The sequence below is a fragment of the Oceanispirochaeta crateris genome (assembly GCF_008329965.1).
Classification (GTDB): Bacteria; Spirochaetota; Spirochaetia; order DSM-2461; family DSM-2461; genus Oceanispirochaeta; species Oceanispirochaeta crateris.
The window spans coordinates 3,106,782-3,120,999 of sequence record NZ_CP036150.1 but is presented as its reverse complement, the minus strand read 5'-3'; the positions used below and the strand labels follow the sequence as shown (position 1 = coordinate 3,120,999).

General features: G+C 37.3%; 9 protein-coding genes, 4 tRNA genes and 1 other RNA gene. 9 read left to right on the top strand and 5 right to left on the bottom strand.

Features of this window, described 5'->3' with window-relative positions; genetic code table 11:
* Positions 1-2 precede the first annotated feature (2 nt).
* Complete coding sequence (dnaN, locus tag EXM22_RS14205) at positions 3-1,109, bottom strand: DNA polymerase III subunit beta (protein WP_149487151.1); 1,107 nt, start codon at positions 1,107-1,109, stop codon at positions 3-5.
* A gap of 333 nt (positions 1,110-1,442) precedes the next feature.
* The gene (gene dnaA / locus EXM22_RS14200; RefSeq protein WP_149487150.1) at positions 1,443-2,801 is read right to left on the bottom strand and encodes a chromosomal replication initiator protein DnaA; all 1,359 of its coding nucleotides are present in this window, start codon (positions 2,799-2,801) and stop codon (positions 1,443-1,445) included.
* A gap of 377 nt (positions 2,802-3,178) precedes the next feature.
* On the opposite strand from dnaA, the gene gyrB reads away from it, so the two are divergent.
* Positions 3,179-5,086 (top strand): DNA topoisomerase (ATP-hydrolyzing) subunit B, encoded by a 1,908-nt coding sequence (gyrB, locus tag EXM22_RS14195; RefSeq protein WP_149487149.1) that lies wholly within the window; start codon positions 3,179-3,181, stop codon positions 5,084-5,086.
* Positions 5,087-5,106: 20 nt separating this feature from the next.
* Positions 5,107-7,632: a DNA topoisomerase (ATP-hydrolyzing) subunit A gene (gene gyrA, locus EXM22_RS14190; RefSeq protein ID WP_149487148.1), complete on the top strand. Its 2,526-nt coding sequence runs from the start codon at positions 5,107-5,109 to the stop codon at positions 7,630-7,632.
* Positions 7,633-8,136: 504 nt separating this feature from the next.
* Here gyrA and add read toward each other — a convergent pair.
* Both add and EXM22_RS14180 read right to left on the bottom strand, forming a co-directional pair.
* The gene (gene add, locus EXM22_RS14185; RefSeq protein WP_149487147.1) at positions 8,137-9,216 is read right to left on the bottom strand and encodes an adenosine deaminase; all 1,080 of its coding nucleotides are present in this window, start codon (positions 9,214-9,216) and stop codon (positions 8,137-8,139) included.
* A 118-nt stretch (positions 9,217-9,334) separates the two neighbouring features.
* Positions 9,335-9,559 (bottom strand): NifU family protein, encoded by a 225-nt coding sequence (locus tag EXM22_RS14180; protein ID WP_210411496.1) that lies wholly within the window; start codon positions 9,557-9,559, stop codon positions 9,335-9,337.
* A gap of 125 nt (positions 9,560-9,684) precedes the next feature.
* Between EXM22_RS14180 and EXM22_RS14175 the strand changes: the two genes are divergently transcribed.
* Together EXM22_RS14175 and EXM22_RS14170 are read left to right on the top strand one after the other, a co-directional pair.
* Positions 9,685-10,458 (top strand): ParA family protein, encoded by a 774-nt coding sequence (locus EXM22_RS14175; RefSeq protein ID WP_149487146.1) that lies wholly within the window; start codon positions 9,685-9,687, stop codon positions 10,456-10,458.
* Positions 10,451-11,335, top strand: a complete 885-nt coding sequence (locus tag EXM22_RS14170; protein ID WP_210411495.1) for a ParB/RepB/Spo0J family partition protein — start codon at positions 10,451-10,453, stop codon at positions 11,333-11,335. Before EXM22_RS14175 ends, EXM22_RS14170 begins: the two co-directional genes overlap by 8 nt.
* Here the strand turns inward: EXM22_RS14170 and EXM22_RS14165 are convergent.
* Entirely contained in the window at positions 11,332-13,488 is a 2,157-nt protein-coding gene (locus EXM22_RS14165) for a DUF4954 family protein (protein ID WP_149487145.1), read from the bottom strand. The genes EXM22_RS14170 and EXM22_RS14165 overlap by 4 nt on opposite strands.
* Before the next feature lie 119 nt (positions 13,489-13,607).
* Between EXM22_RS14165 and EXM22_RS14160 the strand changes: the two genes are divergently transcribed.
* The 5 genes from EXM22_RS14160 to ffs all read left to right on the top strand — a co-directional run bounded on the left by EXM22_RS14160 (position 13,608) and on the right by ffs (position 14,157).
* Positions 13,608-13,692: transfer RNA gene (locus tag EXM22_RS14160), tRNA-Ser, on the top strand.
* A 54-nt stretch (positions 13,693-13,746) separates the two neighbouring features.
* Positions 13,747-13,833 (top strand) — tRNA-Ser (locus EXM22_RS14155).
* 5 nt (positions 13,834-13,838) lie between these two features.
* Positions 13,839-13,912: transfer RNA gene (locus EXM22_RS14150), tRNA-Arg, on the top strand.
* A gap of 41 nt (positions 13,913-13,953) precedes the next feature.
* Positions 13,954-14,038, top strand: a tRNA-Ser gene (locus EXM22_RS14145).
* 20 nt (positions 14,039-14,058) lie between these two features.
* An RNA gene (gene ffs / locus EXM22_RS14140) (signal recognition particle sRNA small type) lies at positions 14,059-14,157 on the top strand.
* Positions 14,158-14,218 lie beyond the last annotated feature (61 nt).

Here is a 14,218-nt window from a genome sequence, read left to right as displayed (position 1 = left end):
TGTCAGTCCATCTGCATAGGCATGATAATATGAAAATAATTAGCTTCGGGATTACATTTAAGTGTCACAGCTCTATTGGCTTCGGAAAACTCCAGCTTAAGTAAGTCATCTTTTATGACTTTAAGCGGATCCTGAAGATATATATAGTTTACTGCTAATCGGATTTCTTCTCCTGAATAATCACAGGCGATATCTTCATCAGCCATACCTATTTCACTTTCTTCAGACTTTAAGTTTAGATTTCCTTCGCTAAAAGTCAGATAAATTCTCTTAGATTTTTGTTCTGCAAGGAGAGATACACGTTTTAGAGCTTCATTAAGAGCAGTTCTTTCAAGAATGACATTGTACTCCTGGCTTTCTGGAATGACTCTTGAAAAATTTGGAAACTGACCTTCAATCAATGTAGAAGTAATTTTTTGGTTATCAAATTTTACATAAATTGTTTTTTCCGTAACAGCCAGTGACAGGTTTCCTTCCCCTGAAGATAGCTTTTTAATCAGGTTAAGAATTTTGGGAGGAATAATAACTCCCTTGAAATCATTTACCTCAGATTCAGGATCTGCAGAAATGTAAGATAATCTTCTACCATCAGTAGCAACCATCAGAAGAGTATTATCATTTTTTTCCATATAGACGCCGTTCATAAAGTAACGAGCCTCATCTACTGAGATGGAAAAAATGGTTTGAGAAATCATTGAATTAAAGAGTTCCTGTGAAATATCAAAGTAGCTGTCATCTTCTATGCTTTGAAGCTCAGGAAACTTTTCAGCGGTAATACAATTCAGTTCAAAAACAATTTTCTTATCTAGAGGACGGATCGTTAATCTTTCATTTTCATTTTGTTCAAATGTTATCTCACCATCGGGAAGAGATCTTAGAATACCCAGAAATTTATCACAGAATACAGTAGTACTTCCTGGAATTTCTATAATAGCGGGTATTCTGGTTTCAAATCCAACTTTAAGATCAGTCGCTTTTATAATAAGAGCATCATCATGAGCTTCTATAAGTACATTAGATAGAATAGAGAGTGCATTTCTTGAAGAGATAATTTCCTGGGCGATAGAAATCTCTTTTACAATTACGCTTTTATCACAGATAAATTTCATTTGTATCCCCTGTTCATATTATATAAAGAATAATAAAAAAATAATCCTCTGTTGTATAGGATAAAATTTAGATTATTCATATGCCTTTTGCACAGATTTATAAATACTCTCTTATTACTTATTAATATAATAAAAGAGTAATAGTAATAGTAGGGCCTGTGAATTTGTGAATTCAGCCCTTAAAAACTTAGAATAGCACAAATTAGCCCTGTTAATAAGCTGGGTGTTAAATTGATCACTTATGCACAGAATACAATCTAATCTGTGAAATATATGATTTATTCACCAATATAGTCGGTTATTAAGATTTGTACACAGGCTTATCAACAGGGTTTATGTTTCCTTAATCGAGCGAATCAACTCCTGAACTGTAGGCTCTATTGTGGAATCTGTTTTAATTCTATCTTCAATCCTTTGACATGAGTGCATTACAGTCGTATGATCCCTGCCACCAAATTCGAGGCCAATTTCAGTTGTGGAATAATCTGTAATCTCCCTGATGATAAACATGGCAATTTGTCTTGGGAAAGTAATTTGTTTTGTTCTCTTTTTCCCCTTCATATCACTCAGGGTCACATTAAAATATTCTGATACCTGTTTCTGAATTTTATCGATGGTGATATTTGTCTGAATAGGGCTGGAGAAAAACTGTTTTAACTGTTGTTTGGCTATTTCTGGCGTAATTTCTTTTTGTACGAGTTCGGCATAGGCTACGATGCTGGTGAGAGCAGCTTCGAGATCTCGGATATTTGTATTTATATTCTCACTGATTAATTCAAGAATATCTTCAGAGATAGCTACATTTCTGTCTTCCAATTTTTTTCTGAGTATGGCGTACCTGGTTTCATAATTTGGTGGATGAAGATCTACATTCAAACCTCTGACAAATCTGTTTTTTAGTCTATCAGCGAAGTTCTTAAGTTCTGATGGAGGTCGGTCACAAGTGAAGACCATCTGTTTATTGGCATCGTATAGGGCATTGAAGGTATGAAACAGTTCTTCTTGGGTTCCTTTTTTATCCTGTAAATCATGAATATCATCAATCAGGAGGATATCGGCATTTCTGTATTTATTTTTGAAGTGAGTCTGTTTTTTTGTGTTTATAGATTCAATAAAGTCATTAATAAAGGTTTCAGCCGGTATATAAACAACCTTCATATCAGGCTTATGTTTATGAATACTATTACCAATTGATTGCATAAGGTGAGTTTTTCCAAGGCCAACCCCTCCATAAATCAGGCAGGGATTGTATTTGGAACCGGGATTTTCAGCTATGGCCCTTGAGGCATTGGCTGCAAAGGAATTGTTATTTCCAACAACAAAATTATCAAATGTATAATCTTCTCTCAATTGAGGATGGGGTTCATAAGCTTTTTCTTGAATTTCCGGGCTCTCTGTTTCTTGGGACTGAGTTTTCTCCTGGTCTTTTTTTCTATTTTCAATTTCAAAATCAAGAGTTAGTTCAATACCGGAAAGCTCAAATAGACGTGTTTCTATGATTGCATTGTATCGTTGTTTTAATTGCGATTGGATAAATCGGGATGGAATACTGAGAATAATTTTGTCTCTGGTCGATTCAATGTAGTGAATGCTTTGAAAATACATATTGTATTCTTGATCTGATAATTCATTTTCTTCTCTGAGTTGCTTAATAGTTTCTTCCCAGAATATGCTGTAATCAAATTCATTCATCTAAATTAAAAACTCCATTAACAGTTTATCCACAGATTTTATTATCATTTTAAATTATAAAATAGAAAAATGGAAAAAAATATCAATGATTTATTTTATAACATAAATTTCCATTTAAAATAATACGTAGTAGATACTTAATTGCTTTATCCACAGGATTGTGGATAAAATTTCATTAAAAAAGATCCATTGGATCAATTATTAATAGTTATGATATATAAAATTAAATATGCTTATCCACAATTTATCAACAAGTAGATTGAGCAGTATATTAGGTGAATTTAACTGTTATGACAAGCATGTCTATCGTCTTTACTTTTTTATGATGCAGCTATATACTTATTTAATCTTTTCAAATAATAATTTTAGGTATAAATATGCAGGAAAACTATGATGCTCAGCAAATTCAGATACTCAAAGGTCTGGAGGCTGTTCGCAAGAGACCCGGTATGTACATCGGTTCTACTGGTCTTGATGGTTTACATCATCTGGTTTATGAAGTAGTTGATAACAGTATAGATGAAGCCTTGGCAGGACATTGTGATAATATTAGTGTTTTTATAGAAGAAGGCAATATTATCAGGGTTGTAGACAATGGGAGAGGTATTCCTGTTGATATACATCCCGTTGAGAATATCAGTGCCCTTGAAGTAGTTATGACAAAACTCCATGCAGGTGGAAAATTCGACAAAGATTCCTATAAGGTCTCTGGTGGTCTCCATGGTGTTGGTGTCTCTGTTGTTAATGCTCTTTCTGAATGGTGTGAAGTTTCCATTCATAGAGAAGGTATTATTCATTATCAAAAATATAAAATAGGTGTTCCTGAAGAAGATGTAAAGATAATTGGGTCAACTACAAAAAGAGGAACCGTTGTTAGATTTCAGGCCGATAAAGACATTTTTGATGTCACCGAATATACCTTTGATATTTTATCAAACAGACTAAGAGAATTAGCATTTCTAAATAAGGGAATTGAGATAAATTTAGTTGATGAAAGGATTACTCCTGCAAAGGAACGATCTTTTAAATTTGAAGGAGGAGTAAGATCCTTTGTAGAATATCTAAATAAGTCAAAAACACCTTTATTTGAAGAACCTGTATATTTTGAATCTGAAAAAGACAATGTAATTCTTGAGTTGTCACTTCAATACAATGAAGGATATGCCGACACAATATTTTCTTATGTGAACAATATTAATACAAGAGAAGGTGGTACTCACCTCTCAGGATTTAAAGCGGCTTTAACTAGAACCCTAAATGATTTTTTAAAAAAATCTAAGCTTTCGAAAAAAGTGGATGAAACCCTTTCCGGTGATGATGTCAGAGAGGGATTAACCTGTGTCATATCTGTTAAAGTGCAGGAACCTCAATTTGAAGGTCAAACAAAAACAAAATTAGGGAATTCAGAAGTAAGAGGTATTGTAGATTCCATAGTCAGTGAAAGACTCACTACATACCTAGAAGAACATCCTCAAGTTATCGATATAATTCTTGATAAATCAATAACAGCCTCCAAAGCCAGAGCCGCTGCTAAAAGGGCAAGGGACCTTACCCGAAGAAAGGGATTTCTTGAAAGTTCCGGTCTTCCAGGAAAACTGGCTGATTGTGCCGACAAAGATCCCCGTAACTGTGAAGTCTACCTCGTGGAAGGTGATTCTGCTGGTGGTTCTGCCAAAATGGGTAGAGACAGAAAATTTCAGGCAATTCTGGCAATGTGGGGGAAGATGATCAATGTTGAAAAGACCAGATTAGAAAAGGTTTTATCCAACGAGAAAATGCTTCCGGTTATAACTGCCCTGGGAACAAATCTAGGGGATGAATTCAATATTGAAAAATTAAGATATCATAAGGTTATTATAATGGCGGATGCTGATGTTGACGGTTCCCATATCAGAGTACTTCTTTTAACCTTCTTTTTCCGCTATATGAAACCTCTGATTGAAGGAGGCCATGTATACCTTGCTATGCCCCCACTTTATAAAATTGTAGCTAACGGTAAGTCCCACTATGTATATGATGATGCTGAAAAGGATGAGTATATCAAGACGCTTGATGTTCCTGAAGAAAAAATCAGTATGCAAAGATATAAAGGTCTTGGTGAGATGAATCCGGATCAACTTTGGGAAACTACTATGAATCCCGAGACAAGAATGATGAAACAGGTTAGGTTGGAAGACTTTGTTGCAGCCGATGAGATGTTTACTACACTCATGGGTGAAGATGTACCTCCACGGAGAAAGTTTATTGAAGACAATGCCTTAACCGTATCTAACCTTGATATTTAATAGCCTCACAGGAGTCAAACGTGCTGGATAATACGGGAAAAATCCTTCCAATTGCCATTGAAGATGAAGTAAAAGAATCCTATCTGAATTATGCCATGTCTGTTATTGTTAGCAGGGCTCTACCTGATGTCAGAGATGGATTAAAGCCGGTTCACCGTCGAATTCTCTATTCTATGAGTGAAATGGGACTAAGATATAATACTGCCTATAAAAAGTGTGGTCGTATTGTTGGTGATGTTCTCGGTAAATTTCATCCCCATGGCGACCAGTCTATTTATGATGCCCTTGTTCGGTTGGCTCAGGATTTTTCATTACGGGTACCTGTTGTCCAGGGTCAGGGGAACTTTGGTTCCGTAGATGGTGATCCTCCGGCTGCTATGAGGTATACAGAAGCAAGACTAGCAAAAGTATCTGAAGCCATATTGATGGATATCAAAAAAGATACGGTTGATTTTGGTCCTAACTACGATGATTCTATGAAGGAGCCAATCATCCTTCCTACTGCATTTCCTATGCTTCTTGTTAACGGAGCAAGCGGTATTGCTGTTGGGATGGCTACGAATATGCCTCCTCATAACCTTAATGAGATTTGTGAAGCCATCTGCGCTGTAATTGATAACCCGGATATCGATATTGAAGGTCTACTAGATATTGTAAAGGGTCCAGATTTTCCTACAGCGGCTGTTGTATTCGGTAGAACGGGATTTAGACAGGCCTGCATGACAGGAAGAGGAAAAATCACTGTCAGAGCAAAATACCATCTTGAAGAAATGACTTCTGAAAAAGATGCAATTATTGTGACAGAACTTCCTTATATGGTGAATAAAGCGAATCTTGTCATAAGAATTGCTGAGTTGGTTAGAGAGAAAAAAATTGAGGGTATCTCTGACCTCCGTGATGAATCAGATAGAAAAGGGATGAGAATTGTTTTGGAACTCAAACGAAACGTCTCTCCAAAGGTTGTACTTAACCTCCTATTTTCTCATACAAATCTCCAAGTTAATTTTAGTGTGAACAACCTGGCACTTGTAAATGGCATGCCCAAGGTTTGCACACTCAGAAATCTCCTTGATTATTTCATAAGACATAGACAGATCGTTATAAGAAGAAGATCTGAATATGATCTTAAAAAAGCAAAAGCCAGGGCTCATATACTTGAGGGTATTAAGATAGCTCTTGAAAATATTGATGAAGTCGTAGAAATCATCAAGAAATCTGCCAATGTCAATATTGCCAGAGCCAACCTTATGGAACGGTTTGACTTCAGCGAACTCCAGGCACAAGCCATTTTAGATATGCGCCTTCAGAAATTGACCAGCCTTGAAACTCAAAAAATTCTTGATGAATTAGCAGAGATAATGAAGTTTATTGATTATCTGGAAGATTTGCTGGCACATGAGCATAAAATACTGGGTGTTGTAAAAGATGAAACAAAAGAAATTGCCCAGAAATATGGAAATGAAAGACAAACTGAAATAAGAGTAGAAGAAATTGGATCCATGAATATGGAAGATCTAATAGAAAAAGAAGACATGGTCGTTCTTATTTCAAATAGAGGTTTTATCAAACGTATTCCATTTACAGCATACAAAGAGCAGGGGCGAGGAGGAAAAGGCTCTAACTCTGCAACATTGAAAGATGGTGATTTCATTGAACATATCTTTTTGGCTTCTACCCACAGTTATATCCTTTTTGTTACAAGTGAAGGAAAAGCTTACTGGTTAAAGGTGTATGAAATACCAGAAGGATCCCGTGCATCGAGGGGAAAACATTTAAAGACTATTTTTGAGTTTGCACCCGATGAAGAAATAACGACAATGGTTCCACTGGAAGATTTTTCTGAAAATAGCTTCCTGTTTATGGCGACACAAAAAGGTGTTGTTAAACGAGTATCAACCCATGATTTTAGAAATGCCAAGACAAGAGGAATCATTGCCATAAATCTTGATGAGGGTGACCATCTTGTTTCAGCGAAACTAACTGATGGAACGAATGACGTCATTATCATTACTAAAAATGGAAAGGGATTACGATTCCCTGAAGAATCTGTGCGTTGTATGGGAAGAAACTCCCATGGAGTGCGGGGTATTCGATTAAATGGTGATGATATTTTGATTGGAGTCGCCTGTGTTTCAGAAGAAAATGATCTTTTCCTAATTTCAGAACAGGGATATGGAAAAAGAACCAAGTTTGATGATTTCAATCCTCATGGAAGAGGGACTCAGGGTCAGAGAGCCTATAATGTCAATAAAAAGTCTGGATCTCTGGTGGCTGCACTGTCAGTTAATGAATCAGATTCTCTTATATGTATCACAACCCTAGGAAAAGCTATTAAACTCAACTTGAATAGCATATCCATTATTGGTAGAAATGCCTTCGGTGTCAGGATTGTTAATATCAATGATAATGATACACTTGTTGGAGTTGCAGTACAGCAGAACGATGAGGACGAAGATGAAGATTTACCGGAAGAGATGGATGATGCCATAGAAGCAGATGAAGAAGAAATGGTATTAGAAGATAAGTATAGCTCAGAGGAAGAGTAAGCATCATAATCAACTGATGTTTCACGTGAAACAATTGAATAAAAAATTTGTAAGGCCGCAGTTTGATGACTGCGGCCTTTTTGTTTCACGTGAAACATTCTTTTATTCCGCCATATGCTCGTCACAATTCTAAGATCCATGATGTTCTATCTCTTCAGAAAAACAAAAATCACATAACAATACTGGATCATTCTAGTCTATGTACTGTCGAGCTATAAGCTAAGGTGCCCGTTTAATTTTTGAAGTAATAAATTTCTGGCCCAATAACTTGGAAATAGTATGAGAATGGACAGGTCAAGAAGCAATAGGATAGTCTGTCTATCTGAATTCTAACTTCCTATTTATAATTGTGTTTTACTTAATAGCTGGGAGAGGAAAGACTTGTGTATAAAATGGGGATAAAACATAGATATATAAATACTCAATAATATATATCTATGCAATTAATACAATTAATTCAATTGAGTTACGAAAAAATGTAAAATTATACCTGTGGAAAAGGTGTTAGGAATTCTTACTGACGAAGAGATCCAAAGCCTTAGAGTAATCTTCTTTCATCTTATTTTTTTGATCAAAAGTAAGGAAAGATGCTTCAATAGTATTATAATTGATTTTGACCAATTCCTGGTATGTAAAATCAAAGTTTTTAATAATGGTCGTATAATCATCCACCAGGGAAGCATTTTGTATTGTGGGATCATCAGAGCTAATGGAAACAGGAACATTTTTTCTAAAGAGTCTGGCAATAGGATGTGTCGCTGTGTCTGACCATGATGCTGTTTGGAAATTTGAAATGACACATTGGCAAAGATAAATGCGTCTATCAATGAGTTCTTTTTGTAATTTTTCATCATAAATTGTGGAGACCCCATGACCAATTCTATGGGCATGAAGCTTATCGATGGCTGTCCAAATTTGTTTTGAGTCTGTTACTTCTCCTGCATGGATATCTATTTTATGCATGCCAATCTCATTCACAGCATCAAAAAAATCACAAAACAGTTCCGGTGGGAAATTTGTTTCATCCCCTGCCAGATCTACACCAACAATACTATCAATATTGAGATCCAACATCTTTTTATATAATTCAAGCATTTCATGTGCGGTCTGCTTGCCCCGATTGAAGGTTAAAATATATTTAATTTTTAAACCGCTGGCTTTTGCCGCTGCGTCGGCTGCTTCAATCACAAGTCTGGTGATATCCAATCGGTTAAAATCGTTTTCCAAAGAAAAATGTTCTGGAGAAAAACGGAGTTCAATATAGTGAACTCCTTCATTTACAATTTTAATAACTGAGTTATAAACAACCTTATATACATCATCTAGAGATCTGTACCAATTGTTATGAAATTTAGCGAGAAATAATAAAAAATCAGATTCATGATCTTTTGGAAATTGACAATACTCTTTGAAAAGAGCTTTATCTCTGGGTGTATCCAGATCATTTTTGATTGAAAGCTCATAAAGGGTATCAATATCGAATGTACCCTCCAGATGCCTATGGAGTTCGATTTTAGGGAAAGTATATAATAAATCGTTTTCCAGTAAAGATTTATTGAATTCTCTTTGAATTATAGCACTCATTAGTAATTCCTTAGCAAGGTTCCAGCCCTTCAATTAAGAGCGTACCTAGAAATTTAAAGCATAAAATAAAAAAATCAAGCTTTTTAAATTATCGGAACAAAGTGCTATAAAAAAGAATTTAAACTGACTCTACTGATTTAACTTCAGGAATCTGTTTTTTGAGATAGGTTTCAACACCTTGCTTGAGAGTCATCTGAGACATTGGACATCCTGCACAGGCCCCTTGAAGCTTGACCATAACGGTTCCGTCTTCTTTGACTTCTACCAATTCTATATCTCCACCGTCAGCTTGAAGTGAGGGTCTTACATCTTCCAGAGCTTTTTTAACTTTTTCTGTTAACATTTTTATATCTCCTGATTTGGTCATTTCTTGATAAATAAGAACTTTAAAATATAAAATATAAACTTGTTGGTCAACATTCACTGATTGAAGTGACAAGAAATAACTGTTCGGATATAATTCTGACTATGGCAAAAGTAGTGGTATTCGCAAATCAGAAAGGCGGTGTAGGTAAAACGACCACCACTGTTAACATTGGTGCTTATTTGGCAGAGGCCGGTCATAACGTGCTTCTGGTAGACTTTGATCCTCAAGGGAACCTTTCCAGCAGTCTTGGCATCACCGATACCAAGAACAGCATCTATGAGGCTATGATGGAACAAATCCCTGTTGAGAAGGCTGTTCAGAAAACACCTCAAAAGAATTTGGACATACTTCCATCCAATTTAAATCTTTCAGGTGCTACTGTTGAACTCAGCAAAGCGGATAAAAAAGAGTCTTTACAGTATCTTAAAAAGACTTTGTCATCTCTAAAGAGTCATTATGACTATATTTTAATTGATTGCCCTCCTTCTTTGGGAGTTCTCACAATCAATGGATTTATAGCAGCCGATACGGTTATCATTCCTCTCCAGTGTGAGTATTTTGCTCTAGAGGGATTGAAATACATGTATTCCATGACGATTAAACGAATTCAAAAATCAGTTAATCCGGATCTAAAAATCGGCGGTATTATTTTTACAATGTATGATTCAAGAACAAATCTGGGAAAAGAGGTCATAAAAAGTGTTCAGGAAACCTTTAAACAGCATCCGGAAATGGTCTTTCATACTGTGATACCTCGAAACATACGTCTCTCTGAAGCTCCTTCACATGGATTACCCATCAATCTTTATGATGCCGCCTGTATCGGTGCTAAATGCTATGAAAAATTAACCGAAGAGGTCATTGCACGTGTCTAAGAAAAAAGCCCTGGGAGGCATGGGTCTTGATGCCCTGCTCAGCCTGGATGATAGTACGCAGGATAAAGTAGATATTCCTTCAGATCTTCGAGATTCAGTAGAAGATATTCCTATTGCATCAATCATTACAAATCCTGATCAACCAAGAAAAACTTTCAGCGAAGAATCACTTCAGGAGTTGGCGGATTCTATTAAGTCCAGGGGTGTCATACAGCCTATCATCGTAGAGAAATCTGGTGATGGGTACGAAATTGTAGCAGGTGAACGCCGTTTTAGAGCATCTGTTTTAGCTGAGAGAGAGTCAATTCCAGCCATTATTCGGGATTTTTCAATTGAGGAAAAGCTTGAAATTGCCCTGATTGAAAATATACAGCGTGAGGACCTGACGGCCATTGAGGAAGCTCAGGCATACAGAAATCTTATGGAATCTCTGGATATGAGCCAACAGGAAATTGCTAACAAGGTTGGTAAAAAACGTTCGACCATAGCCAATAGTCTCCGTCTTTTGAATTTACCGGAAGATATTCAGGCCTCATTGAGTCAGGGTATCATCACAGCGGGTCACGCCAGAGCCATTTTGGCTGTTTTGAATCCTGCTGATCAGAAAATCCTTCATTCCAGGATCAGAGATGAAGGGCTGTCTGTGAGGGAATCTGAAAAGATGGTAGAGGACCTCAATCAGGGGAAACGTCTTCAGAATCGGGATAAAGCTGCTCTACCAAAGAATAAAATTCCAGAAATACTGGGTATAGAACAAAAATTCATTGACCATTTTGGTACAAGAGTTCAAGTCAAAGGAAATCTCAAAAAGGGGAAAATTGAGATTTCTTATTTCTCTGAAGATGATCTTGAAAGAATCTTTGACCTGATATCCTAAAGGCTTTTTCTCATTTTTATAATTAATTTCTCCAGGTCTTGGGAGTCTTCAAGAGTCTTTTGGATAAAGCTGTTATCCTCTAGTTTACCGATGACAGCATCTCTCTCTTTTTCACTTGAAAATGTGATATTCCTGAAGGGATTGGTATAGTCCTTCAGGCGTGATTCATAACATCTGTCTTTTATTTTTTTGTTGATATGGATACTGCGGTCTAAAATATTCTGTATAGAAGCCGTGTCTTCCTTCAAATTATCCAAATGCAGCAGTTCTTTCAAAGATGAAATAGAATGCTCAAGCATTTCTTTGGGGTATTTCTGAGCTTCTGAGAGGTAGAACTCGTGAATTTCATCCCAGCTACCAACAAGATCATTTTCAACATCATTTAAAAATTTCATAACACGTGATTTTCTAATTAATTGACCGCCAACGTTATCCCAGCTGCTTCTGTTCCCGCTGCCCTGCAGTTTTTTTAGAAGTCCTGATACATCCATATTTGAGGTGACGATTGTTTTGACACAATAATAGAGAAGCATATCTCTGTACTCCCTATATGCTTCACAGGGCTTTAATATGAGAACCGATCGCTTCCCTTGCTCGAAATGATCTGCATGCAGAGTCGGAAGATCTTCATGGCACAGATAGTCATGGGGAGTCGCAAAGGTCTCCTGTTGTTTGAACTCATCGCTGTGTTCAAGCTGTATTCTGATGATCTCCATGGCTTCGAAAATTTCATTGATTGTATCCGGTGCCAGATAGTCGTAGATAATGAGGTGTTTTTTTTCCATTCTCATATCACGGTCTTCATATTTCCAGGCATTCCTAGCCAGTGCATACATATTGTATCTAAACCAATAGGCAGGAATGATCCGTAGGCAGTCATGACTCTCATCGTTTGATATGAGTGAAAAGGGTAGGGGATTCACTATTTCAAAAGGATAGGCTCCTTTCACAAGGAGATTAAAAGATGAAAAACGGCAATTGTGCTTGAGACTCGTACTCAATCCAGGCCAGAATCCCCGTCCGGCGAGAATTTCACCGTCATTACCTCTGGAATTATGATTAGATCCTATTGTTGCACCAGAGGCCATATTACTCTGTCCCAGTACGGTAGAGGCACAGAGGAAAGAGCTGTTATGATGCTGTTCATGTCCAGGATAGATCAATGCATTTAGAACTTCACAACATGAAATCGTTGAATTACATCCCAGAAATGAGTTAATTAGTCGTGCCCCATATTTCAGGTTGGTATGGTCATCCATTACAAATCTAACGGCTTTTACTCCATAGAATATGTGACATCCATAACCGATAATGCCATTGACAAGTTCTACCCCTTCCCCGATCTGGGTGGGAGAATCAGCCCTGCTGTTGATGGTCAGGTTCTTGAGTTTATTCGAGCCTTTGATATAGGCATCGCTACCTATGGTAACGTCTTTAAGAATTCTGCAGTGCTTAAGTACTGATCTAGTGCCGATTCTGCCGTAATAGCCCCGTTTATTATCAAAAGATCGCTGGGTTAATAGCTTTAGCTTGTCCATAATTATTTCACGTTCTCGAAATCGTGACCATATCCAGGCATCACCCGCAGTCATACCATTATAGGGGAGAACTTTTCTGCCTCCGTTTTCATTGGCAATCTCAATCCATATTCTAGTTGATTCTTCTTCACCTTCTTTTAATATTCCATTGCCAAATTTTGCATAATTGGTTGTTATCAGTTCGTTTATATTCAAGAGAATGACTTCATTTTCGATGATGTAATGGGATAGAAGGTTCACATTGTTTATAGAGACGTTGGTGCCGAGGTCGCAGGAGATTATTTTTGAATTATAAATACCTACCGGAAAAGGGACATCATGGAATTCAAGATACAAATTTTCAAGATCGCCAATTCGTATCAATCCATGGAATTGGTTGTTCTTTACCAGTTTCGGATTAAAATTCTCTGTTACATATATTGTATTCCAGTCATCCGCTGAGTTGGAATTCTTGACTAAAACTTCTATCTCTTGAGCTGAGAGCTGTTTGTATGTCCTTGTCTCTTCTAATTGTCTATTTCTTATATAGTATTCATCTTTACCATCAGGAAGGAATTCCCGGGGGATAAAACCGATACCGATTTCATTTAATGCGTGTTTTTTAATCGTATTCATTTCATCATTATATTTAAAAAACCAGCTATAGCAATCATAAAATACGAAGTCCCTAGAACTCTCATTGTATTTAGACTTGACAAAGATTTGGACTTACGATAATTTTACCTACGGTTTTTGGAGAGGTGTCCGAGCGGTCGAAGGATCTGGTCTTGAAAACCAGCGTAGGGAGACCTACCGTGGGTTCGAATCCCACCCTCTCCGTAGTTTTAGACCACATTTTATGCTTAATTATTATTCTGGTTGAAAAACAAACCAGGAGAGGTGACCGAGTGGCCGAAGGTGGCACCCTGCTAAGGTGTTGTGCGGGTAACCGCACCGGGGGTTCGAATCCCCCCCTCTCCGAACATGTGCCCATAGCTCAGCTGGATAGAGCGTCAGTTTGCGGAATTGAAGGTCAGAGGTTCGAACCCTCTTGGGCATATATTGGAGTGAGTCTATTCTGATTTATTTCATTAATTTTTTGGAGAGGTGACCGAGAGGCCGAAGGTGTGCGCTTGGAAAGCGTATGTACCGCAAGGTACCGGGGGTTCGAATCCCCCCTTCTCCGTATTTCCCTTCAGTGTTGATTTTCAGGCTCCATGCAATTGAACACCGCCCAACCCGGTCAGGATCGGAAGGTAGCAGCCGTAAGCGGTTGTTTGATGTGCCATGGCTCGCTTGAGAGGAGCTGAGGGGATTTTTTTGTCCTTTGCTCAAGCTTGATGACTGACCACCTTTCAGATATAAT

Excerpts from the sequence above, each read along its gene's own strand:
- EXM22_RS14165 (WP_149487145.1), bottom strand. The coding sequence starts at position 13,488 with ATGAATACGATTAAAAAACACGCATTAAATGAAATCGGTATCGGTTTT.
- add (WP_149487147.1), bottom strand. The coding sequence starts at position 9,216 with ATGAGTGCTATAATTCAAAGAGAATTCAATAAATCTTTACTGGAAAAC.
- dnaA (WP_149487150.1), bottom strand. The coding sequence starts at position 2,801 with ATGAATGAATTTGATTACAGCATATTCTGGGAAGAAACTATTAAGCAA.
- EXM22_RS14180 (WP_210411496.1), bottom strand. The coding sequence starts at position 9,559 with ATGTTAACAGAAAAAGTTAAAAAAGCTCTGGAAGATGTAAGACCCTCA.
- EXM22_RS14175 (WP_149487146.1), top strand. The coding sequence starts at position 9,685 with ATGGCAAAAGTAGTGGTATTCGCAAATCAGAAAGGCGGTGTAGGTAAA.
- gyrB (WP_149487149.1), top strand. The coding sequence starts at position 3,179 with ATGCAGGAAAACTATGATGCTCAGCAAATTCAGATACTCAAAGGTCTG.
- dnaN (WP_149487151.1), bottom strand. The coding sequence starts at position 1,109 with ATGAAATTTATCTGTGATAAAAGCGTAATTGTAAAAGAGATTTCTATC.